Origin of the sequence: Tahibacter harae, from assembly GCF_024437735.1 — a bacterium.
Taxonomy (GTDB): Bacteria; Pseudomonadota; Gammaproteobacteria; order Xanthomonadales; family Rhodanobacteraceae; genus Tahibacter; species Tahibacter harae.
Genome location: NZ_JANFQO010000002.1, coordinates 119200 through 143820, shown reverse-complemented (window position 1 = coordinate 143820; position 24621 = coordinate 119200). Strand labels below are relative to the sequence as shown.

At 70.2% G+C, this 24621-nt stretch carries 23 protein-coding genes; 7 read left to right on the top strand and 16 right to left on the bottom strand.

The window, feature by feature from the left end; all coding sequences use genetic code 11:
- Positions 1–6: 6 nt before the first annotated feature.
- Both trmY and NM961_RS02410 read right to left on the bottom strand, forming a co-directional pair.
- On the bottom strand, positions 7–615 hold the full coding sequence (gene trmY, locus NM961_RS02415) for a tRNA (pseudouridine(54)-N(1))-methyltransferase TrmY (protein WP_255910871.1): 609 nt from the start codon (positions 613–615) through the stop codon (positions 7–9).
- Positions 616–850: 235 nt separating this feature from the next.
- Positions 851–1876, bottom strand: a complete 1026-nt coding sequence (locus NM961_RS02410; protein WP_255910868.1) for a ribonucleotide reductase barrel domain-containing protein — start codon at positions 1874–1876, stop codon at positions 851–853.
- A 163-nt stretch (positions 1877–2039) separates the two neighbouring features.
- On the opposite strand from NM961_RS02410, the gene NM961_RS02405 reads away from it, so the two are divergent.
- Positions 2040–2756 (top strand): Crp/Fnr family transcriptional regulator, encoded by a 717-nt coding sequence (locus NM961_RS02405; RefSeq protein ID WP_255910865.1) that lies wholly within the window; start codon positions 2040–2042, stop codon positions 2754–2756.
- On the opposite strand, the gene NM961_RS02400 is transcribed toward NM961_RS02405, so the two are convergent.
- Together NM961_RS02400 and NM961_RS02395 are read right to left on the bottom strand one after the other, a co-directional pair.
- Positions 2757–4760, bottom strand: a complete 2004-nt coding sequence (locus NM961_RS02400) for a PAS domain S-box protein (protein ID WP_255910862.1) — start codon at positions 4758–4760, stop codon at positions 2757–2759.
- Entirely contained in the window at positions 4757–5488 is a 732-nt protein-coding gene (locus tag NM961_RS02395; RefSeq protein WP_255910859.1) for a response regulator, read from the bottom strand. The genes NM961_RS02400 and NM961_RS02395 overlap by 4 nt, the downstream gene beginning before the upstream one ends.
- A gap of 326 nt (positions 5489–5814) precedes the next feature.
- Between NM961_RS02395 and NM961_RS02390 the strand changes: the two genes are divergently transcribed.
- Positions 5815–6633 (top strand): universal stress protein, encoded by an 819-nt coding sequence (locus NM961_RS02390; RefSeq protein WP_255910856.1) that lies wholly within the window; start codon positions 5815–5817, stop codon positions 6631–6633.
- Positions 6634–6850: 217 nt separating this feature from the next.
- Here NM961_RS02390 and NM961_RS02385 read toward each other — a convergent pair whose 3' ends face one another.
- A complete protein-coding gene (locus NM961_RS02385) occupies positions 6851–7468 on the bottom strand; it encodes a DUF2238 domain-containing protein (protein WP_255910853.1) in 618 nt (205 codons plus the stop codon).
- A 191-nt stretch (positions 7469–7659) separates the two neighbouring features.
- Here NM961_RS02385 and NM961_RS02380 point away from each other — a divergent pair, with 191 nt between their 5' ends.
- Positions 7660–8688, top strand: coding sequence for a zinc-dependent alcohol dehydrogenase (locus NM961_RS02380; RefSeq protein WP_255910850.1), 1029 nt, complete (start codon positions 7660–7662; stop codon positions 8686–8688).
- Positions 8689–8733: 45 nt separating this feature from the next.
- On the opposite strand, the gene NM961_RS02375 is transcribed toward NM961_RS02380, so the two are convergent.
- A complete protein-coding gene (locus tag NM961_RS02375) occupies positions 8734–9078 on the bottom strand; it encodes a hypothetical protein (protein WP_255910847.1) in 345 nt (114 codons plus the stop codon).
- 135 nt (positions 9079–9213) lie between these two features.
- Between NM961_RS02375 and NM961_RS02370 the strand changes: the two genes are divergently transcribed.
- The gene (locus NM961_RS02370; RefSeq protein WP_255910844.1) at positions 9214–11745 is read left to right on the top strand and encodes a cation-translocating P-type ATPase; all 2532 of its coding nucleotides are present in this window, start codon (positions 9214–9216) and stop codon (positions 11743–11745) included.
- Positions 11746–11976: 231 nt separating this feature from the next.
- On the opposite strand, the gene NM961_RS02365 is transcribed toward NM961_RS02370, so the two are convergent.
- The 6 genes from NM961_RS02365 to NM961_RS02340 all read right to left on the bottom strand — a co-directional run bounded on the left by NM961_RS02365 (position 11977) and on the right by NM961_RS02340 (position 16631).
- A complete protein-coding gene (locus NM961_RS02365; protein WP_255910841.1) occupies positions 11977–12558 on the bottom strand; it encodes a GNAT family N-acetyltransferase in 582 nt (193 codons plus the stop codon).
- A 104-nt stretch (positions 12559–12662) separates the two neighbouring features.
- Positions 12663–13232, bottom strand: a complete 570-nt coding sequence (locus NM961_RS02360) for a DUF1003 domain-containing protein (protein ID WP_255910838.1) — start codon at positions 13230–13232, stop codon at positions 12663–12665.
- A 54-nt stretch (positions 13233–13286) separates the two neighbouring features.
- Positions 13287–14684, bottom strand: a complete 1398-nt coding sequence (locus tag NM961_RS02355) for an MBL fold metallo-hydrolase RNA specificity domain-containing protein (protein WP_255910835.1) — start codon at positions 14682–14684, stop codon at positions 13287–13289.
- A 58-nt stretch (positions 14685–14742) separates the two neighbouring features.
- Positions 14743–15567 (bottom strand): universal stress protein, encoded by an 825-nt coding sequence (locus tag NM961_RS02350; protein ID WP_255910832.1) that lies wholly within the window; start codon positions 15565–15567, stop codon positions 14743–14745.
- Positions 15568–15885: 318 nt separating this feature from the next.
- Complete coding sequence (locus NM961_RS02345; RefSeq protein ID WP_255910829.1) at positions 15886–16128, bottom strand: helix-turn-helix domain-containing protein; 243 nt, start codon at positions 16126–16128, stop codon at positions 15886–15888.
- Positions 16128–16631: a DUF2975 domain-containing protein gene (locus tag NM961_RS02340; RefSeq protein ID WP_255910826.1), complete on the bottom strand. Its 504-nt coding sequence runs from the start codon at positions 16629–16631 to the stop codon at positions 16128–16130. Before NM961_RS02340 ends, NM961_RS02345 begins: the two co-directional genes overlap by 1 nt.
- Before the next feature lie 102 nt (positions 16632–16733).
- Here NM961_RS02340 and NM961_RS02335 point away from each other — a divergent pair, with 102 nt between their 5' ends.
- Together NM961_RS02335 and NM961_RS02330 are read left to right on the top strand one after the other, a co-directional pair.
- Positions 16734–17648 (top strand): ABC transporter ATP-binding protein, encoded by a 915-nt coding sequence (locus NM961_RS02335; protein WP_255910823.1) that lies wholly within the window; start codon positions 16734–16736, stop codon positions 17646–17648.
- Positions 17645–18427 (top strand): ABC transporter permease, encoded by a 783-nt coding sequence (locus NM961_RS02330; RefSeq protein ID WP_255910820.1) that lies wholly within the window; start codon positions 17645–17647, stop codon positions 18425–18427. Before NM961_RS02335 ends, NM961_RS02330 begins: the two co-directional genes overlap by 4 nt.
- 83 nt (positions 18428–18510) lie before the next feature.
- On the opposite strand, the gene NM961_RS02325 is transcribed toward NM961_RS02330, so the two are convergent.
- Positions 18511–18822, bottom strand: coding sequence for a hypothetical protein (locus NM961_RS02325; RefSeq protein WP_255910817.1), 312 nt, complete (start codon positions 18820–18822; stop codon positions 18511–18513).
- Positions 18823–19000: 178 nt separating this feature from the next.
- On the opposite strand from NM961_RS02325, the gene NM961_RS02320 reads away from it, so the two are divergent.
- Positions 19001–20119, top strand: coding sequence for a M23 family metallopeptidase (locus NM961_RS02320; protein WP_255910814.1), 1119 nt, complete (start codon positions 19001–19003; stop codon positions 20117–20119).
- 105 nt (positions 20120–20224) lie between these two features.
- On the opposite strand, the gene NM961_RS02315 is transcribed toward NM961_RS02320, so the two are convergent.
- From NM961_RS02315 to NM961_RS02305, 3 genes are read right to left on the bottom strand one after another with little or no spacing between them, the layout of a single operon-like run.
- Positions 20225–20953 (bottom strand): glycosyltransferase family 2 protein, encoded by a 729-nt coding sequence (locus tag NM961_RS02315; protein ID WP_255910812.1) that lies wholly within the window; start codon positions 20951–20953, stop codon positions 20225–20227.
- Positions 20954–20985: 32 nt separating this feature from the next.
- A complete protein-coding gene (locus tag NM961_RS02310) occupies positions 20986–21864 on the bottom strand; it encodes a UbiA family prenyltransferase (protein WP_255910810.1) in 879 nt (292 codons plus the stop codon).
- Complete coding sequence (locus tag NM961_RS02305; protein ID WP_255910808.1) at positions 21861–24596, bottom strand: hypothetical protein; 2736 nt, start codon at positions 24594–24596, stop codon at positions 21861–21863. Before NM961_RS02305 ends, NM961_RS02310 begins: the two co-directional genes overlap by 4 nt.
- Positions 24597–24621 lie beyond the last annotated feature (25 nt).

Sequence of the window (24621 nt, the reverse complement as noted above, 5' to 3'; positions counted from 1 at the left end):
AAAGCGCTAGCGCTGGTCCAGTTCATGATGGATCAGCACCACGCATTGCGATGCGAACAACATTCTCGAACCGAGCGAGATCTTCTTCGCGCCCAGGCGTTCGAGGCTGTGAAAGGTCTTTTTCGGCATGGGGATATGATCGGTCAGCAGGAAGCAGGGGGCGGCCTCGAACGCCTGCTCGCGCATCGGCGTGCCTTTCCTGTCCATCACATACAGCGCATGCGTCTGCGCCAGTTCCGCCACCAGATGCTCGAAGCTCACGGTGCGCACGCTGAGGCCGGCCTCGACCGGCCGCGTCTCTTCCTTGCCCATGCCCACGGACACGTCCAGCGCCCTGGCGACCTTGCCCAGCAGCGCCTGTTCGTGGAAGCCGCCGATGTCCTGCATCGCATTGGCGTCGAAACGGAGGGTGCGGGAGAAATCCGCCGTGCTCTCCAGCACCAGGTAGACCACCACGTCCTCGCGGTGCGACTGCGCCACGAAGATCGCGTTCATCAGCGTATGCGCCAGGATCTCGGTATGCGCCTCCTGGCCGACCCCAGCCAGCAGCTTGCGGCTGTCGGTGGGCGCGGCGCGGGCTCTCAGTACGAAGGTGCGCAGGGGGGCTGTGGTCATGAGGTCATCGCGGGAGATCGGAAACAATGCCGGGACTGCGCAGGCGCGCCCGGCGACAGGAACCGCGTATCAGGGCATGCACGGTGGCCGGCGTCAACAGCGGATCCGGTGGCGGCGGGATCGGGCGGACGCGGCGATGGCGGCGGGTCGGGTCAGCGCAGCGGCGCAGATCGCGGCGCCCGCCGGTGCAATGCGCGCGCGGATGTCCTGATCTTCCTTGCAGCTGCGCCGCGCATCAGGCGGCAGTACAGGGTGAGGCAACCGCCTGCGCCGCCACCGGAAAGTCCAGCCAGGGCTGTACCGCGGCGGCAATGCGTGCCCTGTCTGCCTCCGTCGTGGCCGCGGCGGTCGGATAGGGAAAGGCCCGCGCACCGGAACGCGCGCCCAGCTGGCGCCACAGGGTGAGGGCGAAACCCGAGCCTGTGACCTGGCGTTCGCCCTGCGGTCCCTTGATGTCGTAGGTCTGCCGCTCGCCGCGCAGCGGGCTCAGCGCATCGGCGACGTTGTTGGCGAGCAAGGCCAGGCGCGGCTGGGAATCGGCGGCGGTGAGCGGGCCGAAGCGCAGTCCGGAGGTGCGGATCGCGTTGGCGTCGGTGCTGCACAGGTATCCGTCCAAGCGCGGCTGGGCCGCGGCCGTCTGCGCAGCACCGTTGGCGGCGCCGCGTTCCTGGGCGAGCTGGGCACTGGCGAGCAGTGTCGCCGTGGCGAACAGGCGCACGGTTTCGGCGGCCGCGGCGCAGCCGCTGGCGGCGGTGTAGTCGGTTCCCAGCATGGCCAGGGCGTCGGCCAGGCCGATAATGCCCAGCCGTGGCTGCGCCTCGGGACAGCCGGCGGCATGGCGGATATCGTCGAGCAGGCGCAGCGCCAGCAGCACGGTCGCCGCGAGCGAATCGGTGTGGAGGCTGGCGCGTTCGGTAAACGGCAGGGACACGAAGCGCGCCAGGTTGATGGTGGCGTTGAGGCCGCGTGCGGGCCAGGCGAATCCGCGCGTGCCGGCGCCGGCGAGAATGCGTTCGTCCGGCAGCAGCCGCCAGCTGCTGATGGCGTCGCCGATCTGCTGTTCGTGCCGCGCCGGCTGGCCCGCCGTCAGCGCGCACAGCGCGCCGGTGACGCGCGACCAGGTGGCGTCTATGGTCAGGTCGCGCAGCGCATTGCCTTCGCGCCAGCGGAACCAGGCGTCCCAGGCTTCGACTGCGACCGGATCGACGAACGTGGTCGGCGTTGCATGCACGCCGCTGCGATAGCGAAACCCATAGTCCATGGACGCACTATGCGGGCGATGCCGGGGCGGCGGTGTTGAGCCAGGTCAATTCCCCGCGTCGTTACACACTGTTACCCGCCGTTGCCGGGGTGTGCTCAGGGCACGCAGGCCGCTCGCTAGGCTTTGTCCCAACGCCGATGCCCGACTGCCGACAGGAGCCGCCATGAACACCGCCGCCTTCGTTCCGCCCTGCACACCGGCGCTGCGCCTGGTGCCGGATGCCCTGGATATCGAGGCCCTGTCCGCGCACATGACGGTGCAGCGCCGGCGCATCCGCGCCGGCAAGCCGGTCTATCGCAGCGGCCAGCCGTTCCGCGCCCTGTTCTTCGTCCACGCCGGCTTCCTGCGCCGCAGCGTCGCCGCCGCCGACGGCCGCGAGCTGGTGACAGGCTTTCCCATGCGCGGCGAACTGCTCGGCGTGGAATCGATAGGCAGCGCCCACTACACCGCCGACGTGATCGCCCTGGAAGATTGCGAAGTGGTCGAGCTGGCCTATCCGGCCGTGCTGCAGGCCTGCGCAGCGTTGCCGGTGCTGCAGGCCGCGCTGACCCAGGCCCTGGCGCAGGAACTGCGCCGCGACCAGTACTGGCGCCTGGCCGTGGCCACGCTGAGCGCCAACCAGCGTGTCGCGGCCTTTCTGCAGGAAGTGGCGGCCAGCCATCGCGCGCTGGGTTTCTCCGCCAGCCATTTCGTGCTGCGCATGAGCCGCAGCGACATCGCCAGTTTCCTCGCCCTCAAGCACGAGACCGTGACCCGCGCCCTGTCGCAACTGGCCGCCGCCGGTGTCATCACGGTGGAGCGCCGGGAAATCCGCATCGTCTGCACCGAGCGCCTGGCCGTCTGCGCCAACGGCGCGGAGCTGGTGCAGCAGGCCGCCTGATCAGTCCGGCGGGCGCTGGCGCAGCAGCGCCGCGCGCGCGGCGCCGGCCAGTTCTTCCTTGCGGTAGGGTTTGCGCAGCAGCGGGAACTCGTGCGGCATGTCGCTGCTGCCCAGTTCGTAGCCCGAGGTCAGCAGCACCGGCAGCGCCGGGCGCAGCGCACGCGCCATCTGCGCCAGCTCGATGCCGTTGGCACCGCCGCCCAGCACCACATCGCTGAAGAGCAGGGCGATGGCCGCGTCCTCTTGCAGGTGCTGCAGGGCGCCGGCGGCGTCGGCGGCCTCGTGCACGCGATAGCCCAGCGCGCGCAGGAAGGCCACGGCGATGCCGCGCACTTCGGGCTCGTCCTCGACCACCAGCACGGTCTCGTGGCCGCTCATGTCCGAAGCCGCCGGCAGCGGCGACGCATTCGCGGCGGCCGACGGCGCCAGCGGCAGGAACAATTCCATCTGCGTGCCGTAGCCGAGCTGGCTCTGCGCCATCAGATGGCCGCCGGATTGCTTGACGAAGCCGTAGGCCATGCTCAGACCCAGGCCGCTGCCCTTGCCGGATTCCTTGGTGGTGAAAAACGGCTCGAAGGCGCGCGCCAGCACCTCCGGCGGCATGCCCAGGCCGGTATCGGCGATGGTGAAGCAGATATAGCGGCCGGGCGCCAGCTCGGTGCCGTCGCTGCCAGGGGCGACGACATGCTCGGCGGCGCCGATCGAGAGCACGCCGCCGCGGGGCATGGCGTCGCGGGCGTTCAGGGCGAGGTTCAGCAGCGCGCCTTCCAGTTGGGAAGGATCGGCGAATACCGCCGGCAGGCCCGGCGCGCAGTCGATGCGTACCTGGATGGTTTCGCCCAGCGTGCGTTCCAGCATGCGGCCCAGTTCGCGCAGCAGTTCGGCCGGCGCCACCGCATCGGGGCTGAGGCGCTGGCGGCGGGCGAAAGCCAGCAGCTTGCGTGTGAGTTCGGCGCCGCGCCCGACGGCGCGCAGCGCGCGGGTGACCGCGTCGCCGGCAAGCGGATCCTGCGCGACCAGGTCTTCCAGCAATTGCAGGTTGCCGGAGATCACCGTCAGCAGATTGTTGAAGTCGTGGGCGATGCCGCCGGTCAGCTGGCCCACGGCTTCCAGGCGCTGGGAATGGGCGAGCTGCTCCTGCGCGTGATGGCGCAGCGCCGCCGTGGCCAGCATGTTGGCCACGATGCCGAGGAAGTGTTCGATATCGCGGTCGGCGCGCCAGGGCGAAGCGCTCAGCACGATCAGCGCGCCCAGGGGAAGTTCGTGATCGAGTATGGGCTGGATGCGCGCGCCGCCGATATCCGTCCGCGGCCAGTCGGCGTGGGCGCCGAGGCGTTGCAGCCAGTCGGCGGGTTCGCGCGGACAGTTCTCCGGCCCCAGGTTCAACAAGGCGCAGGCGCGTTCCACGATATCGTCCTGCGCGGCTTCCGTGGCGCTGCTCAGCAGGCGTCCGTGCGGCGACTGGAACAGGACTATGCCCACGGCGCAGGCGCCCAGCGCCTCGCGCAGCAGCGCCGCGGTGCGTTCGCCGAGCTTGTCGAAGTTGCCGGTCTGCAGCGCGGCCTGGCCGATCTGGGCGGTATAGGCGTCAAAGCGCGCGCGCGCCAGCGCCTGGCGCTGGCGCTGGGTTTCGGAAATATCCCGTATCGAGGCGGCAAACAGGATTTCCCTGCCGCTGTCGACCGGGCTGAGCGCGATCTCCACGGCAAACTGGTCGCCGTTGCGCCGCTGCCCGACCAGTTCCTGCCCCGCGCCCATGGGGCGCACGCGCGGCCGTTCCATGTAGCCGGCGCGATGCGAATGATGGCGCTCGCGCACGTGTTCGGGCATGAGCAGCTCCATCGGCTGCCCGATGAGTTCATCCAGCGCATAGCCGAACAGGCGCGCGGCCTGCGGATTGGCCAGCACGATGCGCCCGTCGCGGGCGACCACGACCATGGCATCGGGCGCGGTCTCGAACAAGGCGCGGTAGAGTGCGGCGCCGCTGTCGGGGCTCAGGCTCATGAACCGTGCTCCACGGCCGGCACGAACAGATAGCCGGCGCCGCGCACCGACTTGATCAGCGCCGGACGCTCGGGTTCGGCCTCGATCTTGCGCCGCAGGCGGCCGATCTGCATGTCGATGGCGCGGTCGTAAGGGCCGGCGTCGCGGCCGTAGAGGCTGTTCATCAGGGTGTCGCGCGACAGCACTTCGTTGGGCCGCTGGACGAAGGCGCGCAGCAGTTCGAACTCGCCGCTGGTCAGCTCCACGCTGGCGCCGTCGCGGCCGTGCAGCGTGCGCGCGGCGAGATCCAGCTGGAAGCCGGCGAAGCGGGCGACCGGGCGGGACGCTGCGGCCGCCGGAGCCGGCGTGCGCGCCGCCGCCAGGCGCCGCAGCACGCTGCGCACGCGCGCCAGCAGTTCGCGCAGGTCGAAGGGCTTGGTCACGTAGTCGTCGGCGCCCAGCTCCAGCCCGACGATGCGGTCGACTGCATCGGCGCGGCCGCTGACGATGATTACCGCGCCGTCCCAGTGCTCGCGCAGATGGCGCACCAGGCCGAGGCCGTCATCGCCGGGCAGGCCCAGATCGAGCAGCACCACGTCCACGCCGCCCTGGGCGATGACGCTGCGCATGTCGGCGCCGTTGGCGGCCAGGCTCACGCGCAGTCCCTGGCGGCTCAGATAGCGTTCGAGCAGGGTGCGGATTTCTTCCTCGTCGTCCACACACAGGACATGTGGAATAGTTGCATCCATCGGCGGCGGCGGTGGTGGATCCCTTGCCATCATAAGCGCGCCCGGCCTGCCGTTGCCATGCCGGATATCGCGCCCTGTTACCGACCGTTACCGACGGTTGCCGGCGCGTCGTCGCGGCGCCGCCGCGCGGCGTTAGCCTGTGACCACGGCGGCGATGCTGTTCCCGCGGGTAGCCGGGCTGCTGCGTACCCGCTTTCTGGCCCGCGGCCCGCCGCGCTGCAGCGAGGCACCTGCGATCCCGGCGGGTGCGCGGCATGGCAGCAGCGGCAGCCCGACGCGGTATCGCCGTGCCGACCACGCACCGTATCCCTCCGATGGAGATGTCCATGCGCGACCTGCTGCTTCCCTTCACGCGCTGCCACGCGCGGCCCGCCAGTTTTGAATACGCCGCCTGGCTGAGTGCGCAGTTCGATGCGCCGCTCACCGCCCTGTACCTGGTTCAGCCTTTCCTCGGCGGCCCGGCCTTCGATTCGCCGGCCGCCATCGCCGATGCCATCGACTATCTGCTGCAGCAGCGCCGCGCGGCGGGCGAGGGCGGCACGGCCTTCGCCGAATGGGCCCGGTCGCGCGGACTGGACGGCTTCCGCTGGCAATCGGCGGAGGCGCCGTTCGCGGCGACCATTGCCGCCGCCGCCGACTGGCACGACCTTGTCGTGCTGGAGGCCGACGAGAGCAATGAATGCATGGACGTGGCTGCGCTGGGCCAGATCGTGCTGACCAGCCGGCGCCCCTGCCTGATCGTACGCAGCGACGCCGTATTCGCGCCGCCGCGGCGTATCGCCGTGGCCTGGAACGCCTCGGCCGAATGCATCCGCGCTCTCCGCTCGGCGCTGGGACTGCTGCTGCGCGCCGATGAAGTGGTCCTGCTCGGCGATGCGGCACCCGGCCGCCGCCGCGGCAGCGTCGAACCGCCCGGCGGCATCGCCGGCTATCTGCGCGGCAAGGGCGTGCCGCTGGCCGTTTCGCGCCAGCGCATCGATCCCGACGATGCGGGTGCGTCCCTGGCCCAGGCCGCGGCAGCGGCGGGCGCGGACCTGCTGGTGATGGGCGCCTACGGCCACAACCGCTTCAGCGAATGGATGCTGGGCGGCGCGACGCGGTACCTGCTGCAGCACTGTCCGCTGCCGTTGTTCCTGCAGCATTGACAGACCGGCGCGGCTGCGCGGTCCGATCGGCTCCGGACGGCGTACCGTCGCATCGGGCACAACCGGCGGCAGCGCAAGGCTATTTGCACTGCTTGCGCCGCAGTCCCGCGGTGTCGTTGCCAAGCCTGCATCGCCGTAGTCGGCGAACCCGGCATAGCGCGGATGCGCCGCCGCCAGCTTGCGTACGTGATCGAGCGTCGCGGGGACGCGCCGGACGCTATGCGCGCCGGCGCAGGAAAACGACGCTGAGTGCGGCGCCGGCGGCGGCCAGGGCCGAGTCTTTCTGCGAGTCCCAGATATCGCCCTGCATACCCAGGTAGGCTTGGCCCAGATCGCCGCCGAACGCGCCAGCCGCGGCGGCCTCGACGATCTCGAACAGGGTCGCGTGGGAGACGACGAACAGCCAGGGCAGCAGCCAGCGCCAAATGCCCTGTTGCGGCGCGCGGGCGTCGAGCAGCTCCACCGCCAGGGGCGTGATCAGCACGCCGTAGAGGAAATGCACCAGGCGGTCGAAATGGTTGCGCGACGGCGTGAGCATGACCTGCTGCAGCGCGCCGTCCAGCCAGGCCGGCAAGGGCACCTCGGAATACGTGTAATGCGCGCCGATCTCGTGCAGCAGCAGAAAGACGAACAGGCAGGTACAGGTGGCGTCGGAAAAACGCAGGCGCCGATGGCCCAGGATCAGCAGCGGCACCGCGATCAGCACCAGCACGTTTTCCAGCAGCCAGTCCTGGCGGTATCGGGGAGCGATGCCGAGCGCGATCCAGACGGCGACGAACACGCCCAGCAGCAACAGCGGATAGCGCGACGGGATTTGCCGGATCGATGCGTTCATGAGCCTCCTGTAAGCCTCCGCTCTGTGCGGACTTGTGCACCGCCTTGCCGCCGGCGGCGTGCAGACGGCGCCAGCGCCGGCGGTGCTGCGGCCAGCATCCGCCCTGCGCGATTGCCGGTATTGATTTCGATCAAGCGCCGCCGCCGGCATTTGGCTACGGTGGCCCTGTCGGATCATTGCGGAGCGAGATCATGTCCACAACGATGCAAGCCGCCGTCGTGCGCCAGTTCGGCCAGCCGCTGCAGATCGAGTCGCTGAAGGTGCCGGTACCGGGACCTGGCGAGGTGCTGATACGGCTGCGCGCCAGCGGCGTCTGTCATACCGACCTGCATGCCGCCGACGGCGACTGGCCGGTCAGGCCGGTGCTGCCCTTCATCCCCGGCCACGAAGGCACCGGCGTAGTGGCGGCGCTGGGCCAGGGCGTGAAGAACCTGCGCGAAGGCGATGCCGTCGGCGTGGCCTGGCTGCATGACGCCTGCGGCCGCTGCGAGCATTGCGTGGGCGGCTGGGAAACGCTGTGCGAGGCGCAGCACAACAGCGGCTATAGCGTGAACGGCACCTTCGCACAGTATGCGATCGGCGCGGCGGACTACGTCGCGCGGCTGCCGCCACAGCCGGATTTCCACGCGCTGGCGCCCATCCTGTGCGCGGGTGTCACCACCTACAAAGGCATCCGCGAAACCGAGGCCCGGCCGGGCGAATGGCTCGCCATTTCCGGCATCGGAGGACTGGGCCATATCGCGGTGCAATACGCCAAGGCCATGGGCCTGCTGGTGGCCGCGCTGGACCTCGGCGAGGACAAACTCGCCCTGGCGCGGGCTCTGGGAGCCGATCTGACCGTCGATGCCGCCGCCCCCGACGCTGTGGCGCAGGTGCTCAAGGCCACCGGCGGCGGCGCTCACGGCGTGCTGGTCACCGCAGTGTCGCTGCCGGCGTTCCGCCAGGCGCTGCAACTGGCACGCCGGCGCGGCACGGTGAGCCTGGTTGGCTTGCCGCCGGGGGAATTCGCCACGCCCGTGTTCGACGTGGTCCTCAAGCGCATCACGCTGCGCGGCTCCATCGTCGGCACGCGCAACGATCTGGCCGAGGCGCTTGCGCTGGCGGCACAGGGGAAAGTGCGTGCGCATTACCATTGCGCGCCGCTGGCGGACATCAACCCGGTGTTCGAGCGGCTGCGGCAGGGCCGCGTGGATGGGCGCGTGGTGCTGGACCTGACCTGAGCCGGCGCCGCCGCGTGACGGCGGCACCGGCTCAGCCGGTGGATTTCAGCCGCCGTGCACGGCCGCGACGCTGTATGCCCGCGGCCGTACGGCCTGCTCCAGATTGGCCAGCTGCCGGTGCAAATCGCCGAGGTAGTCCGCGGCGGCATCGGCGGCCGCTTCGTACTGCACGCAGACCAGTTCCGCGGCGCTGCCGCAGCAGGCAAGCTGGACCAGGGTGTCCATGTCCTTGCGCCAGCGCCGCATGGCGAACTGCAGCCATTCGCGCTGGCATTGCGCGGCCGGCTGCAGCCAGGCGGGAAACAAGGCGGCAAACGGGGAGCAGGGAATTTCCGTGCGCGGCGCCAATGCGCCGGCCGGCGTCGTCGCTGCGATCGTGGATCGGGCCATGGGATCATCCTCGCGCTGTACAGGATGACGGCAGCATAGACCGCCGGCCGGGCGGCGCCTTGACCGGCGTCAACCCGGCCGCGGGCATTGACCCAGATCAAGCCGAGCCGCAGGCCGAACCGCTAGCGTGGCCGCATGAACATTCCGCCTCAGCCTCCTGTCGGCCTCGGCACGGCCGAGGCCCGGCGCCGCCTGCGCAGCTGCGGTCCCAATGTGCTGCCGCAGGACCGGCCGCATTCGCCGCTGGCCTTGCTGGTGGATGCCCTGCGCGAGCCCATGCTCGCCCTGCTGGCCACCGCCGCGGGCCTCTACTGGCTGCTGGGCGACGCCGCCGAAGCGGCCGTGCTGGGCGGCTCGGTCGCGCTGGTCGTGGCCAATACCGTGTATCAGGCCGGCAAGACCCAGAGGGCCCTGGCCGCCCTGCGCGAGCTGTCCAGCCCGCAGGCGCGCGTTTTGCGCGACGGCCGCGCCACTGTCTGCGATGCGCGCGAGCTGGTGCCCGAGGATGTGATCCTGCTCGGGCCGGGCGACCGGGTACCCGCCGATGCCGTGCTGATCGAGAGTGCCGGGCTGCGGGTCGATGAATCCCTGCTCAGCGGAGAATCCGTAGCAGCGGAAAAACACAGTGCGGAAACCACGAATGCGGCGGCGGACGCCGGCACGCTGTCTGCAGCGCGGGTGTTTGCGGGCACGCTGGTCGTTGCGGGCCAGGCCCTGGCGCGGGTGGACGCAACCGGCGCCGCCACCAGCGTGGGGCGTATCGGTGCGGCGCTGCGCGACATCGCGCCGGAACGCACGCCAATGCAGCGCGAGATTGACCGTGCGGTGGTCCTGTTCGCGGCGCTGGGACTGGCTTTCTGCACCCTGGTCACGCTCGCCTATGTCGGGTCCGGCCGCGGCGGCTGGCTGGACGCGCTGCTCGCCGGCCTCACCCTGGCCATCGCCAACATTCCGGAAGAATTTCCTGTCGTGCTCACGCTGTTCCTGGCTCTGGGCGCCTGGCGCCTGGCCGCGGTGCAGGTGCTGGTGCGCCGGCCGCCGGCCATAGAGACGCTGGGCGCCATCAGCGTGCTGTGCGTGGACAAGACCGGAACGCTGACGCAAAACCGCATGCGCATCGCCGCCCTCGCCACGCCCACGCAGGCCTGGCGCGCGGCCGGACCGGACCAGCGCCCGCCGGCGCTGTTCGGCGATCTGCTGCGCTACGCCGCCTGGGCCAGCGAGGAAACGCCGGTCGACCCCATGGAGACCGCCATTGCCGAGGCCCGGGGGGCAGCGGTGGCCGAGGCGCTGCGGCACCTGCGCGCCTATCCGCTGGATCGGAGCCTGCTCGCCGCCAGTCACGCCTGGCTGCGGCCGGACGGCAGCCGTTTCATCGCCAGCAAGGGCGCGCCGGAAGCCGTCGCGGAACTGTGCCGGCTGTCCGCCGCGGCGCGGGAAACACTGTTTGCCGAGGTTGCCGCCGCGGCGGCACAGGGCCTGCGGCTGCTGGCCGTCGCCCGCGCCGAGATCGCGCCAGCGGCGATGCTGCCCGAATCGCCGCGCGAGCTGCGATTCGCGTTCTGCGGCTGGCTGGGCTTCGTCGACCCGTTGCGCACCGGCGTGACGGCGGCGATCGCCGCGGCGACGGCGGCGGGCATACGCATCGTCATGATCACCGGCGATCATCCGGCCACGGCCGCCAGCATCGCCGCTGCCGCCGGACTGCCGGCGGCGGAGGTCACCACCGGCGCACAGCTGGCCACTTTCGACGACGACCAGCTGGCGGCCTGCCTGCGCCGCTGCCAGGTGTTTGCGCGCATCGCCGCCGATCAGAAGCTGCGCCTGGTACGCGCCCTGCGCAGCCAGAGCCATGTGGTGGCGATGACCGGCGACGGCGTGAACGACGGGCCGGCGCTGAAGGCGGCACATGTGGGCATTGCCATGGGCCGGCGCGGCACCGACGTTGCGCGCGAAGCCGCGCAGATCGTGCTGCTGGACGACAATTTCGTCTCGGTGGTCAACGGCATCCGCCTCGGCCGGCAGATCTACGCCAATATCCGCCGCGCCCTGCGCTACATCCTCGCCGTGCATGTGCCCGTAGTGGCGATGGCCGTGCTGCCGCTGCTGCTGGGCGGGCCGCTGGTGTTGTCCCCGGTGCACATCGTATTCCTTGAACTGGTAATCGATCCCGCCTGCACACTGGTGTTTGAGCGCCAGCCCGCGCGTTCCGATCCGCTGGCGCTGCCGCCGCGGCCGGCCGGCCAGCGCCTGATCGGGCGGCGCCTGCTGGTCGCCAGCCTGCTGGAAGGCGCCGCGGCCACGCTGGGCGCCGCCCTGGTTTATCTGTGGGCCTGGAGCCGCGGCGCCGATGCAGCGACGGTCGCGGCGCTGGCTTTCACCGCCATCGTCGCCGGCAATCTCGCCCTGCTGGCGTTCAACCGCAACGAGTCGGGTCTGCGCGGCGCCCTGCGGGCGGACAATGCGGCATTCTGGATTATTGCTGCGGCGGCACTGACGATGCTTGGCCTCGGCCTGTACCTTCCCGCGCTCGCCGCGTTTTTCCGCTTCGCCCCGCCGCCGCCAGCGTGGACCCTGGCGGCATTGGCCCTGCCGACCGTGCTGGTCGCGCTGTCGCGCGCGCGGCGTGAGCCGGTCGGTCCGGCGGCCGCCGCTGCACGGAGATAAACCAGCAGCGGGGGGATCCTGACTGGGAGCGCAGACGCGCACAGGCTGGGTTTAGGCATGTCCGAGGCCGCGGAAACGGCGCCCGGCTGCACGGGTCCGCGGACTTCGGCCACGCACACGCCGGCACAATGCGCAACAAGCCGCCGTGCGGGCAGTCCGGTACAACCATCGCCGCGGGACGGGATGCGGGCGGAGCGACGGAAACCTCATCGACGCGCGGCGTGGCGGTGCCTACAGCGTCAGGCGGTGTATGACCTGGCTGCCGTCCTCGGGGTCCGGTTCGCGCCGGAAGCCCAGTGCCTGGGCCAGGTCGCGCATGGCGAAGTTCTCCGCCGCATCCAGCGAGATCATCTCGCCGATGCCGCGGCTGCGCGCAATTGCGATCAGGTGGTTCATCAGCAGGGTACCCAGGCCCTGGCCCTGGAACGCATCGGCGATGACGACCGCGCATTCGCAGGACTTGCCATCGGCGGAGACGCTGTAGCGCGCGACGCCGATTTCCTGCTGCGCACCAGCGCTGTCCGCAAGGGCGACAAAAGCGACATCGTGTACATAGTCGATGTCGGTGAGGCGGCGGATCAGCGCATCGCCGGGACAGCCGATCTGGCCCAGGAAACGGAACCGGCGCGACTGCGCCGACAGCGCGGCGATGAACGCGCGCTCCAGTGCGGCATCCGCCTTGCCCAGCGGGCGGATCACGACTGGCACGCCGTTGCGCAGGGTATGCGTCCACTGCGGCGAGGTGCTGCTCATCGGTGCGGCCGTCAGGCTCTGCGCGGACACGTCGCCGGCGTTGTTGCGGGTGATGTTCATGGGAGACTCCGTTGCAGGTCAGGTGCTGCCAGCATGCGCCTGACCGCGCGGCGCGACTTGACGCGGATCAATCCGCCGCCAACGACCGCGCGCCGGCGCCGCGTTCAGTCCGCGGCGGGCGCCGGCGGCTGTGCCGCCACCAGGCGCGTCAGCAGTTCGATCTGCGCCTGTTGCTGCTGCAACAGCACCAGCAGGTGCTCGCTGCGCAGGGCGTCCAGCTTGTCGTGCAGGGCCATGATCTCGACCTCGGCCTTTACGTTGACCTCGTAATCGTAGATGGCCATCTGGCGGTCTTTGGCCGCCTGCCGGTTCTGGCTCATCATGATGATCGGCGCCTGCAGCGCCGCCAGCATGGACAGGATCAGGTTGAGGAAGATGTAGGGGTAGGGATCGAACGCCAGCGCGCGCGGCAGCTGGGTGTTGAGCAGGCTCCAGCCGGCCAGGAACAGGGCGAACAGGCCGATGAAGGCCCACGAGCCGCCGAAGCGCGCGACGCGGTCGGCCATGCGCTCGCCGAAGCTGGCGACGTCCTGCTGTGTCGCCGGAGCGGTGGCGATGGCGCGGCGTTCCGCGGCGTGGCTCAAGGCGCGCCGCGTGCTGTGGTCGAGATCGGCGAAGCGCCGGCCGAACCAGCGCGAGGCCGAATCCAGGTAATGCGGATGGGTGGCGGACATCGGAAACTCCGGAGAATTCGCGGCGGGAAGCGCACCGGCAGACGCCGGCCCGGCTCAGCCAAGCAGATCGACGCTGTCGCGGTATTCGGGAACCTGCGCCGGCCAGCCCAGTTCGTGTTCGATGCGCAAACGCAGGGCATCGGCCGCATCCGGCTCGCCGTGGGTGACGAAGACACCGCGCGGGCGTTCCGGCGCGCTGCGCAGCCAGGCCAGCAGTTCGTCCGAATCGGCGTGGGCGGAGGCCGCCTGCAGCGCGACCACTTCCGCATTGATCGCGACCTGCTCGCCGTGGATGCGCAGGCTGCGCGCGCCGCCGGCCAGCGCCGCGCCGCGGGTGCCGCCGGCCTGGAAGCCGGCCAGCACGATTGCATTGCGCGGGTCCGGGCCGAAGGCGCGCACATGGTGCAGTACGCGCCCGCCGGTCAGCATGCCGCTGGCCGACACCACGATCAGCGGGCCGCTGCGGGCGTTGAGCGCGCGCGATTCGTCGGCCGTGCCGATGATCTGCACGCGCTCGCGCAGCAGGGCGAAGTCCTCGGGGCCCAGCGCGTGTTCGCCGGCGAAGCGTTCGTACAGGGCGGTGACATCGGCGGCCATGGGGCTGTTGAGATACAACGGCGCGCGCGGCAGCGCGCCGCGCTGCTGCAGGCGCGCGATGAGCAGCAACAGCAGCTGTGCGCGGCCGACCGCGAACGCCGGCAGCACGATGGCGCCGCCGCGGGCCAGCACGCGGCGGCACACGCTGAGCAGTTCCTGTTCCAGATGGTCGCCGCCGTGGCTGCGGTTACCGTAGGTCGACTCGACCACGATCCAGTCCGACGGCGCCGGCGGCGCGGGCGGCCGCATCACCGGATCATGGTTGCGGCCGATGTCGCCGCTGAAGGTGATGCGCGCGCCGGCGTGTTCCAGCGTGACCGCCGCGGCGCCGAGGATATGGCCTTGCGGATGCAGCCGCGCGCGCAGGCCGGGCACGGGTTCGAAGCTGCGCTCCCAGGCGGCGGGCTGGAACAGGCGCAGCGCCTGCTGCGCCTGTGCCTCGTCGTAGAGCGGTTCGGCCGGATGATGCTTGCTGTAGCCCTTGCGGTTGGCGTGGCCGGCGTCTTCTTCGAGCAGACGTGCGGAATCCGGCAGCAGGATGCCGCACAGGGAGCGCGTGGCGCGGGTAGCCCAGATTTTCCCGGTGAAGCCCTGCGCCGCCAGGCGCGGCAGGTAGCCGGAATGATCCAGATGGGCATGGGTGAGCACGACGGCCTCGATGCTGGCCGGGTCCACCGGAAACTCCGCCCAGTTGCGCAGCCGCAGCGGCTTGTAGCCCTGGAACAGGCCGCAATCGACCAGGATGCGCCGGCCGCCGGCCTCGACCAGGTAGCGCGATCCGGTCACCGTGCCGGTGGCGCCGAGAAACGTGAGCCGGAACTGGCTGCGCCCGGGCCGGGATTTGCGTGCACTCATGCGGAACTTTCCTGATGTGTCGTCGCGCCGCGTCCGATGGCGCAGCGTCCCGGTGCGTTCAATGGCGCAGGAACAGCGGAAGGCTGGCATGTCCGAGCAGATGACGGGTGGCGCCGCCCAGGATCCATTCGCTGAAACGGCTGCGTCCGTAGCCGCCCATCACGAGCAGGTCGGCGCGCTGCAGGTGCGCGGCCTCCAGCAGGGCCGGGCCGGCCGCATCGCCGGATTCGGCGATGCCCTGCAACTCGGCTTCGAGGCCATGGCAGGCGAGGTAGTCCACCAGATCGAAGGGCGGCAGCCAGCCGATCTCCGCGTACGCATCGCGCAACTCGCCGCGCAGCACCACGATGCGGCGTGCGCGCCGCAGCAGCGGCCGCGCGGCATGGATGGCGCGCAGGGCTTCCGCCGAGCCGTTCCACGCCAGGGCGATGCAATCGAAGCGGGGCGGCCGCGTCCAGGCCGGCGGCAGCAGCACCAGCGGCAGCCCGCTGTGCAGCAGGATCTGGCCCAGCCGCACATGCTCGTCCGCCGCATGGGCGTCGCGGGCCATCACCAGCAGGTCATGCCGGTTGCCCAGGCGCTGCAATACGTTGCTCTCATTGCCCTCGGCCACCTGCCAGGCAGCGGCGCGCACGCCGTGGCGGCCGGCCCAGGCGATGAAACCGGCGCCGGCGGCATAAGCCGCGGTCTCCGCCTTGCGCACGCTTTCCAGGATCGCGGCGAACGTCTCCGTGGCGCCGTAGAAACCGCCCGGCACCGCGGGCGAGGGGAAGATGTTCAGGCCTGTGAGGCAGCCGTCCAGCCGGGCGGCCAGGCGGGCGGCGAAGCCGAAGCCGGCCTCCCAGTCGTCATGGCCGTTGGCATAGGCAAGCACGTCGTTCATGGCGGGGCTCCGAGGGGTGTGCCCACGCTAGTGCCTGTCCTGTCCGGCGGTCTTGACCTGCATCAAGCAGCCGCGTGGTCCGTCGTGTGGACGATGGCACCGCCGCCGCACAATGCCGCCGGCATGGGTCGCCGGCGGCGGGCAGCACAGGCAGCGCGGCGGGGAAAACCGGCGTAATGCCGCCTGCTGCACGTACGCGGCTCAGCGGCCGGCCGAGTGCAGCGCGTGGCATGTGCAATTTTTCTTAAAGTATCTAATGAGCGCTTATTGACAACGAGCTGCGGAAGCGGACGCGGACCCGACGGCAGCAGCCGGGGACTATTCGCCTTCCTCGCCGCCCTCGGCCAGATCCGCCTCGCTGTACTCGTAGACGATCAGATCGCCCGGCTGGCAGTCCAGTGCGGCGCACAGCTTGGCCAGGGTGGAGAAGCGCACGCCGCGCACCTTGCCGGAGCGGAACAGGGACAGGTGGGTCTCGCTGACGCCGATCTGGGCGGCGATCTGTTTCGCCTTGAGCTGTCGGGCCGCGAGTACTTCGTCGAGGCGGATCCGGATCGGCATCAGAAAATCTCGTCGAGTTCGGCTTCGAGCGCCGCGGCGCGGCCGAAGACATGGGCGATGACCGTCAGCGAAAGCCCCAGCGCGCCCAGCACCAGCGCCGACACGTCGAAGGCAATCCAGTAGCCGGGCGCAGCGCCGAGGGCGCGCTGCAGTCCGGGCACGACGAATACACCGATGCAGGCGCCGGCCGCCAGCAGCACGCCGATGCGGTGGAGCATGCGCGTGACCGCGGGCACATAGAGCTGGCCGCGGGCGAACTCGGCCAGGGCGCGGCGCACGCCGCCCAGGGCCAGCAGATAGAACAGCTCGGGAATGGCCAGCACGCCTTGCACGGCGAAGGCGCGCCAGGCCGCGGCGTCGCCGGCCTGCGCCACCAGACGCAGGCTGACCGCGCCGAAACGCTCCAGCAGGAAAGTCAACCACAGCGCGGCAGCGAGCAGGCTGACGAAGCGCAGCAGGGCGGCGCTGCGGGCACGGATATGGGCGATCTGGACGTCTGTCATGGAATTGTCAGGAATTTATCTTTAACTTAAATTTTTGCCGTGATAATGTAAGTCTAACACCAATTTTTGGTGTCCCTTTCGTCCCCAGTACGGATCGCCCCCATGCTGTGCCTGGAAACGAGCAACCTGTGTCACCGCTATTCGGCGGCCGAAGCCGTGCTGCACGACATCGCCCTGGCCGTGCCCCAGGCCAGCATCTACGGCTTTCTCGGCCCCAACGGCGCCGGCAAGACCACTACGCTGCGGCTGCTGCTCGGGCTGATGCGCAAGCAACGCGGTTCGATCTCGATTTTCGGGCGCAATCTGGATACGCACCGGGTCGAGATCCTGCGCCAGGTCGGCTCGCTGATCGAAAGCCCCTCGCTGTACGAGCACCTGACCGCCGCGGAGAACCTCGCCCTGCTGCAGCGCATCCACCGCGTGCCGGCGGCGCGCATCGCCGAGGTGCTGGAGCGGGTAGGGCTGGGAGGCGCGCGCGACAAGCGCGCCGGGGCGTTCTCGCTGGGCATGAAGCAGCGCCTGGGCATTGCCGCGGCCCTGCTGCACCGGCCGGCGCTGCTGATCCTGGACGAGCCCACCAACGGCCTGGATCCGAACGGCATCATCGAGATCCGCGCGCTGCTGACCGCGCTGAACCGCGAGGAGGGCACGACCATCCTGGTCTCCAGCCATCTGCTGGCCGAGGTCGAGCGCCTGGCCAGCCATGTCGGCATCGTGCACCGCGGGCGGCTGCTGTTTCAGGGCACGCTGGAGGCGCTGCGGCGCGAGCGCCACGGCGCCGCGCGCGTCGCCCTGCATACCGCCGACGACAGCCACGCCCTGCGCGTGCTTGCCGACGCCGGCATCGCCGCGCATGGCAGCGAACACGGGTTGTTGCTGCCGCCCATGCCGCCGCCGCATATCGCCGCGCTCAACCGGCGTCTGGTCGAGCAGGGCGTGGAGGTCTATGCCATCGGTGCCGAGGGCGGCGACCTGGAATCCATCTTCATGAACCTGATCGGGAGCCGCGCCGCATGAACCGCGTATTCCTCGCTGCATTGCGTTGCGAGTGGCTCAAGCGCCGCCGCAGCCTGGGGGCCTGGCTGGTGATCGCCGGCGCCTTCTTTACGCCGGCCATCATCGTCCTGGTGCGGCTGGTGCGCCGTGCGGGATTGCCGCAGCTCTATGCGGATCCGCAGTTCTGGACCCTGCACTGGCGCAACGCCTGGGAGTCCATGGCGATCTTCTTCATGCCGATGGCGGCCATCCTGGCCACCAGCCTGGTCGTGCAGATCGAAACGCGGAACAACGCCTGGAAACAAGTGCATGCGCTGCCGCTGCACACGGCGACGATTTTCTTCGCCAAGTTCGCGGTGATCCTGCTGATGCTGGCGCAGTTCCTGCTGCTGTTCGTGTTCGGCGTATGGCTGTCGGCCGTGCTGCCGGCGCTGCTGCCCGGCGGCGTGGCAGTGCCGCCGGCGCCGCCGCTGCGCCAGTTCTTCGCCGATACGGCGCTGTACTACCTCGACTGCCTGCCCATCGTCGCGGCGCAATACCTGCTGAGCCTGCGCTTCAACCACTTCGTGGCTCCGATCGGCATGGGCTTTCTGGCCTGGGTGGCCGCGCTGTCGGCCCTGTCCTGGGAGCACGCCAACCTGGTGCCGTATGCCTACACCATGCTGGATTTCCTCCGGGACAATCCGGAAGCGCGCCGGGCCGTGGTGAGTTCCGGCATGCACGGGCTGGCGCTGGGATGGTTCCTGCTGCTGACGGCGGCGGGCTACGTGGTCTTCGCCACCAAGGCGCAGAAAGGGTAGAGGCCGGCTTCTGCGCGGCGTTGTGCCCATCGCGAGAGGCGCGCCGGCCGTATCTCAGCCAAAGGCGCAACGACAATACCGCCTCAATGCATCCGTGAAATCGCCATGCCGTGAGCCACGGCGAACGCTGCCAGCCAACAGAGCAGCGAAGCGGCGAACGCCAGCGTCCAGCGCAGGGACTTTCGCCAGATCGCCAGGCACAGGCTGCCAAAAAAGGAGATCAGCCCTGCGATGACGAAGACCCAGGCGAATCCGCTGGACAGAACCGCCACGGCCGCAAAAGCGGCCACTGCCTGCGCGACGACGATCAGTGTTGCGACGGCAGCGATTTTTTCCGGAAATCCGACGGTTGTTCTTGGGTATGCAAACAGGAACTGTCGCGCCGGATCACGCATGACTGCTCCGTCGATTCTCCTGCCAGGCGAGATTGCGCTTTTTCAAACAGCGTTGCTGGCCTGCCGGCAGCGAGCCGGCGCATGCTATACCTGTTTTTGCCCGCACGAAAATCACGTTGCGGTTGATGCCGGAAACTGTCCGGATTCCTGCACGAATCCCTTCATTCGGAGCCTGTCGATGTCGGTTCGCAGCACCCTCCTGTCCCTGGTTTTCCTCTGGGCCGCGCCGCTTGCGCAGGCTGCGCCGGAGGAATCTTTCGATCTGCGCGTGCCGGCCGCGCCGATGGTGCGCGCGGTCGGCGGCGGCGCCGAGCTGATCTATGAGCTGCATCTGGACAACTTCGCCCGGCGCGATCTGCAGCCGGTGCAGGTGGAGGTGCTGGATGCGGCAGACGGGCGCGTGCTCGCGTCGTATCAGGGCGCCGCGCTGGAGCAGCGCCTGGACCGGTCCGGCGTGCAGTGGAAGGGCGATACCTACAAGGCGATTGCCTCCGGCCGCCGCGGCGTGGTCTTCGTCGAGCTGGTGCTGGCCGGCGCACCGCCTGCGGCGCTGCGTCATCGCGTCCACTACCGCGCCGTGGATGCGGCCGGCGAGGCGAAGCCTGTCGAAGGCGGCAGCACGGCCGTCGTCGCCGGCCGGACGCCGGTGCTTTCGCCGCCGCTGCGCGGCGGTCCCTGGGCGGCCGTCTACGATGCGCGCTGGGAGCGCGGCCACCGCCGCGTGGGCTACGCCGTGGACGGACGCCTGCGCACGCCGGGACGCTACGCGGTCGACTGGGTGAAGCTGGATGCGGCCGGGCGCAAGGCACCTCCCGGCGAGGAACTGGCGGCGCGCGCCTACAGCCATGGCCAGGCGGTGCTCGCGGTGGCCGATGGCGTAGTCAGCCGCGTGCGCGACGATGTGCCGGAGCGCGCGCGCCGGTCGGACACGCTCACGCTGCGCGAGGGCAACAGCCTGTCGCTGGCGCTGGACGACGGACGCCATGCGCACTACGGCCATCTGCGTCCGGGCAGCGCCAAGGTGGCCGCGGGCACGCGCGTGAAGGCCGGCGACGTGATTGCCGAGGTGGGTTTCAGCGGCAGCGCGTCGGATCCGCAATTGCATTTCGCGTTGACCGACGGACCGGACGAAATGGCCAGCGAAGGCGTGGCCTACACCTTCGACCGCTACCGCCTGCTGGGCGGCTACGCCGATGCGGCGCAAATCGGCACCACCGCCTGGGCAGCGGCGGAACAGAACAGCGAAGTGCAGGCGCTGATGCCGCCCGCACTGGGCGTGGTGCAGTGGCGCGAGTGAAGGAGGCGCGCCAGCAGGCTGGTGCAATGGCGCAGGCGAATGCGCGCGGCAGAGCGTGCTACGGCCGTGAATGGCCTGTCTGCCGCTGTCCCGCGAGCGCTGCGGTTATCGCCTGGCGCTCCAGCGCCCGCGCAAGCGCTCGCTGAGCGGCGGACTGTATTTCGCAATACACCACAGCGCGCGCAGAGCGTCCTTCCAGCCGATCTTCTTGCCTTCCGCATAGCTGCGGCCGTGATACGAGATGCCGACTTCATGGATGCGGCATCCGCTTGCCGCGACCTTGGCGGTGACCTCCGGCTCGAAACCGAAGCGGTCTTCTTCGATGCGTATGGCCTGGATGATCTCGCGCCGGAATACCTTGTAGCAGGTTTCCATATCCGTCAGCCGCAGGCCGGTGAAGCGATTGGAGCACCAGGTCAGCACCTTGTTGCCCAGCCATTGCCGCCGCAGCATGCGCGGCGGCCGCGCCGCCTTGAAGCGCGAGCCGAATACGACGTCGGCGCGGCCGGCCAGCAGCGGTTCCAGCAGCCGCGGGTAGTCGTTCGGGTCGTATTCCAGGTCGGCATCCTGGACGATGACGATGTCGCCGGTCGCGGCCTGGATGCCGGTGCGCAGCGCCGCGCCCTTGCCCTGGTTGATCGCGTGGTAGTGGATCTGCTGCACCAGCGGCGCGATCTGCGTTTGCAGGATCTGCCGCGTGCCATCCTGCGAGCAGTCGTCGACGATGATGATTTCCTTGGGCGCGTACGGCGCGCTGCGCACCGCGTCGACGAGGGCGCGGATGGTGCGTTCCTCGTTGTAGCAGGGGATCACCACGGACAGTTTCGGCCGCATCGTTGCTCCGGCTTCGTGCGCGGCGGCGGTGTTCATCCGGCCAGCATCACCAGGCCGATCAGCGCGAACAGCCAGCGATAGCGCCGCTGCATCCACCGCGCCGTCTCGAAATCCAGCCCGCGCCGCAGCGCGCGCAGGGACCAGGCCAGGTGCAGCAGCCAGGCGGCCGGGCTCCACAGCAACAGCCGCGGCAGGACAGCGCAGGCGGCAAGCCCCGTGAGCAATGCATAGGCCGCCGTGAACGTGAGCAGGCTGGCGACGAAGGTGCGGCGGCGGCCGAATGCCACGGCGTTGGTGCGTATGCCGTTGGCGCGGTCGCCGTCGTAGTCGCGCACTTCCTGGTTGAGATGGCCGGCGGCGAATACCAGGCCGAAGAACAGGCCTGTCCAGATGCCGCTGGCGTCCAGCGTATGGAACAACGTATAGCCGAGCAGGAAATGCAGCGTGCCGCCGGCCAGGTGATTCAGCGAGGCCGCGACGGGCGTGCTCTTGCCCAGCACCGGCGAGCCCGAGTAGAGCAGGCCGAGCACGGCGATTGCCGCGCCGAAAAGCAGCGCGGTGGAACCGACAGCGGCGAAGGCGATCAGGGCCAGCGCGAGCAGGGCGGCCGCGACGGCCGCGACCTCGCGCCGGCTGATGCCCTGGCGACTGAAGACCTGCGGCGCGCGCAGCGGGTCGCGCAGGTCGCTGGCATGGCCGGCCCAGTCGTTGAAGATGAAGATATGCGCCGTCAGCGCACAGCTGCCCAGCACCAGCAGGCCGGGCGCGGCCGCGCTGTCGCGGCCGAAGACATAGCCGCCGAGGAAGATGCCGATGACCGGCGAAGCCTGCAGCGCCAGTACTTCCAGCGCCCGGGTGGATGCGAAGTGCCGGGCGATGCGCCCGCAGTGGCCAAGCTTCTGCATGCTCATGGCGCAGCGTGCGGCGTTGCTTCGGCTTCGCCGCCGGCCGCCTGATGCAGCCGCAGCCACAGCGCATAGCCCACGTCCTCGGACCAGTAGTAGCGCCGTACCGTCGCGCTGAGATCGTTGTGATACAGCAGCGGCGGCGCGCTCCGCAGCAGGGCGAAATCGTCGGCGCCCAGTTGCGCCAGCACGCGCTGCGCGGCCTGTTTCGCCTCCGCGTTCCCGGGCGCGGCGGTGATTTCGACCAGGGCGTGGACTGCCTCGCTCCAGATCGCCTGTCCGGCGACGGGAAGCGCCAGCCGCTCCGCCGGCAGCGGCAGCGCGCAGCCGCGCTGCTGCAGTTCGGCCACGCGCAGATACGGCAGCAGCGCCGACTTGGCGTAGTAGACCCAGATATCTTCGTCGCGGAACGAACGCTGCAGGCTGACGCACAGCGCCTGCGCCGCCGGCGGATCGCGTTCGCGCAGCATGAGATAGACGTGCAGCTGTATCGCGATATCGGTCGGGTTCGGATCACTGCCGGGATCCAGGCAGCGATACTGTCTGCGCGGCGCCAGCCAGGTGCGGTAGAGCCCGCGCCCATCGCGATAGCCGGCGAGCAGGTCGAGCATGGGCCGCAGCCGCGGATCGGCCGCAGCGGGGCCGGCGATGCGCCAGGCCAGGGCGGTGTCGTCCGCATCCGGCGTGATGGCGCAGCCCAGCGTGCCTATGGCCGGGCCGTCCGGCAGGCCGTGGTAGCGCACCAGGCCGTTGCCTTCGATCTGCGCGGCGAGGTGGGCGCGGGCGCGCTGCAGCGGCACCGTCAGATCCTGCTGCGGCGCCAGCGGCGCGAGCAGGTCGACCAGCGTCGCGGTGAGGAAGGTGTTCAGTTCCGGCTGCGCTGCTTCGTAGCGCAGGCCCTTGGTATGCGCGGTGAGCCAGGCGCCGTAACCGGTCTGGTGTTCGCGCAGCAGTGCCGCGGCGCGGGCGGCCAGCGTATCCAGCGTTTGCGCCGGGAGCGGCTGCGCCTGTGCCGCCGCCGGCGGCGGCTGCGGCCGCACGACTACGCGCTGCTCGCGCACGATGCGGAAATCGCTGCGCGGCTCCACCCGCACGGCCAGTTGCAGCACCTGTTCGCCCGGCGCCACGCCCCAGAGGTTGGCGCTGATCTGCCAGCCTGCCGGTGCGCGCGTGCCCATCACGGCGTCCACGTCCGGGCGCAGCAGGAACTGCGTGGTCGTGCCTACGACGGCGCCGTCGACCAGCAGCAACAGCTGCGCCGGCGAACGCTGGCAGGCCAGCGCCCAGCCTTCAAGCACTGCGCCGGGATGCAGTTCGGGCAGCTGGCCATCGGCCGTGGGCAGGCGCGTCTGGCCGACCTTGTCCAGCGTGCCGCGCGCATCGCACAGCAACTCGCCCGGCGCCGGCGGATGGCGCAGTTCGACGAGGTAGGGAATGTTGTGCGGATTCCAGGCGCCGGCCATGGAAGCGGGGTCGCCGGCGTAGATGAGTTCGTCGCTGGTCCGGGTGTACCAGAACGCGCCGACCGCCTGCACGCCCGTCGAGAACGCGATTGCCACGGCGAGGACGCCGCGCGCGACAGGACGCAGCACCAGCGGCGCGGGGGCGAGCATCCATACCAGCACCGGCAGGATGTCGGTCAGCCAGCGCGGGCCCCAGGCTGTGCCGGCGCGCCAGTCGCCCTGGGCGTAGAGCAGCAGCTGGCCGACCACGGCCAGAGTCAGCAGCACAGCCAGTGCGCGCGTTTCGTTCGTGCGCAGGCGCTGGATCAGTCCCACGACGACGAAGGCGAGGAAGGGCGAAAACACCAGCAGGCCGCGCCCCGGGCTGACCAGCAATCCGGCCAGCCCCGACCAGTCGCTCTGGAAGAAATTCACCGGCGGCTTCACCACGCCGTAGCCGCCGGCGAGTTCGCCCATGAAGCCCAGGTTGTAGTACAGCAGCGCCGCCAGCGGCAGCGCGGCGCCGGCGGCCAGCCAGGCCAGACTGCGCCAGTCGCGCCACAGCGCGAAGCCGCCGAAGGCCGCGGCCAGCAGGGCGTCCGGTGGACGGTTGGCCGCCATCAGCACGCAGACGGCGCCGAGCAATACGGTGCGCGCGCCGCCGGCCGGGGCGCGCACCAGCAGCAGGGCCAGGGCGACCAGCAGCTCGCCCGTGCCGTGCTGCCACAGCGCCTGGCTGGAAATCATCCAGGTGTTGGTGCCGAAGGCAAAGGCGAGGGCCAGCGGCAGGCACCAGCGGTTGCCCTCGCGCCGCAGCAGCAGGAATACGAGCACGCTGGCGAGCGTGGCCAGGAGCGATGCCGCCAGCTTTTCCATCCATTCCGCCACGCGGTCGAGCTGCGGCTGCTCCCAGCCGTGCTCATCGAGCCACAGCGCCGCGGGCAGGTACAGCGGCGCCACCAGCAGCGGCGTCACCACCGGATAGAACGACGCCAGCTCGTGCTCGCGCGTGCGGATCAGCCAATAGGCCGTGGGCTCGAAATAGACCGCCTTGCCGTCGTCGTTCGCCGGCCGGTAGCGCGGCAGCGCCAGGGGATGGCCGTGTGCGAACAGACGTGCCTGGGTTTCGGGGACGAGGGTGCCCTGGTGCCAGAGCAGCAGCGGCAGGTAGCGCGCGGGCATGCTGTCGCCGGCGCCGATCTGGCGCAGGTTGGCGTTGTAGACCAGGAAGCAGGCCAGGGCCAGCAGCAGCGGCGCGAGCAGGGCGCGCAGGCGCGGGCGGCGCGGCTGAAGCACGGCGGCGTTCATGGAAGGTGGGATC

What these genes read in the sequence shown, in the direction of transcription:
- trmY (WP_255910871.1), bottom strand. Translation starts at nt 615, where the DNA reads ATGACCACAGCCCCCCTGCGCACCTTCGTACTGAGAGCCCGCGCCGCG.
- NM961_RS02310 (WP_255910810.1), bottom strand. Translation starts at nt 21,864, where the DNA reads ATGAGCATGCAGAAGCTTGGCCACTGCGGGCGCATCGCCCGGCACTTC.
- NM961_RS02335 (WP_255910823.1), top strand. Translation starts at nt 16,734, where the DNA reads ATGCTGTGCCTGGAAACGAGCAACCTGTGTCACCGCTATTCGGCGGCC.
- NM961_RS02385 (WP_255910853.1), bottom strand. Translation starts at nt 7,468, where the DNA reads ATGAACGCATCGATCCGGCAAATCCCGTCGCGCTATCCGCTGTTGCTG.
- NM961_RS02355 (WP_255910835.1), bottom strand. Translation starts at nt 14,684, where the DNA reads ATGAGTGCACGCAAATCCCGGCCCGGGCGCAGCCAGTTCCGGCTCACG.
- NM961_RS02365 (WP_255910841.1), bottom strand. Translation starts at nt 12,558, where the DNA reads ATGAACATCACCCGCAACAACGCCGGCGACGTGTCCGCGCAGAGCCTG.
- NM961_RS02400 (WP_255910862.1), bottom strand. Translation starts at nt 4,760, where the DNA reads ATGAGCCTGAGCCCCGACAGCGGCGCCGCACTCTACCGCGCCTTGTTC.
- NM961_RS02320 (WP_255910814.1), top strand. Translation starts at nt 19,001, where the DNA reads ATGTCGGTTCGCAGCACCCTCCTGTCCCTGGTTTTCCTCTGGGCCGCG.
- NM961_RS02350 (WP_255910832.1), bottom strand. Translation starts at nt 15,567, where the DNA reads ATGAACGACGTGCTTGCCTATGCCAACGGCCATGACGACTGGGAGGCC.
- NM961_RS02330 (WP_255910820.1), top strand. Translation starts at nt 17,645, where the DNA reads ATGAACCGCGTATTCCTCGCTGCATTGCGTTGCGAGTGGCTCAAGCGC.
- NM961_RS02325 (WP_255910817.1), bottom strand. Translation starts at nt 18,822, where the DNA reads ATGCGTGATCCGGCGCGACAGTTCCTGTTTGCATACCCAAGAACAACC.
- NM961_RS02395 (WP_255910859.1), bottom strand. Translation starts at nt 5,488, where the DNA reads ATGGATGCAACTATTCCACATGTCCTGTGTGTGGACGACGAGGAAGAA.
- NM961_RS02360 (WP_255910838.1), bottom strand. Translation starts at nt 13,232, where the DNA reads ATGTCCGCCACCCATCCGCATTACCTGGATTCGGCCTCGCGCTGGTTC.
- NM961_RS02375 (WP_255910847.1), bottom strand. Translation starts at nt 9,078, where the DNA reads ATGGCCCGATCCACGATCGCAGCGACGACGCCGGCCGGCGCATTGGCG.
- NM961_RS02405 (WP_255910865.1), top strand. Translation starts at nt 2,040, where the DNA reads ATGAACACCGCCGCCTTCGTTCCGCCCTGCACACCGGCGCTGCGCCTG.
- NM961_RS02340 (WP_255910826.1), bottom strand. Translation starts at nt 16,631, where the DNA reads ATGACAGACGTCCAGATCGCCCATATCCGTGCCCGCAGCGCCGCCCTG.
- NM961_RS02390 (WP_255910856.1), top strand. Translation starts at nt 5,815, where the DNA reads ATGCGCGACCTGCTGCTTCCCTTCACGCGCTGCCACGCGCGGCCCGCC.
- NM961_RS02345 (WP_255910829.1), bottom strand. Translation starts at nt 16,128, where the DNA reads ATGCCGATCCGGATCCGCCTCGACGAAGTACTCGCGGCCCGACAGCTC.
- NM961_RS02315 (WP_255910812.1), bottom strand. Translation starts at nt 20,953, where the DNA reads ATGCGGCCGAAACTGTCCGTGGTGATCCCCTGCTACAACGAGGAACGC.
- NM961_RS02410 (WP_255910868.1), bottom strand. Translation starts at nt 1,876, where the DNA reads ATGGACTATGGGTTTCGCTATCGCAGCGGCGTGCATGCAACGCCGACC.
- NM961_RS02380 (WP_255910850.1), top strand. Translation starts at nt 7,660, where the DNA reads ATGTCCACAACGATGCAAGCCGCCGTCGTGCGCCAGTTCGGCCAGCCG.
- NM961_RS02370 (WP_255910844.1), top strand. Translation starts at nt 9,214, where the DNA reads ATGAACATTCCGCCTCAGCCTCCTGTCGGCCTCGGCACGGCCGAGGCC.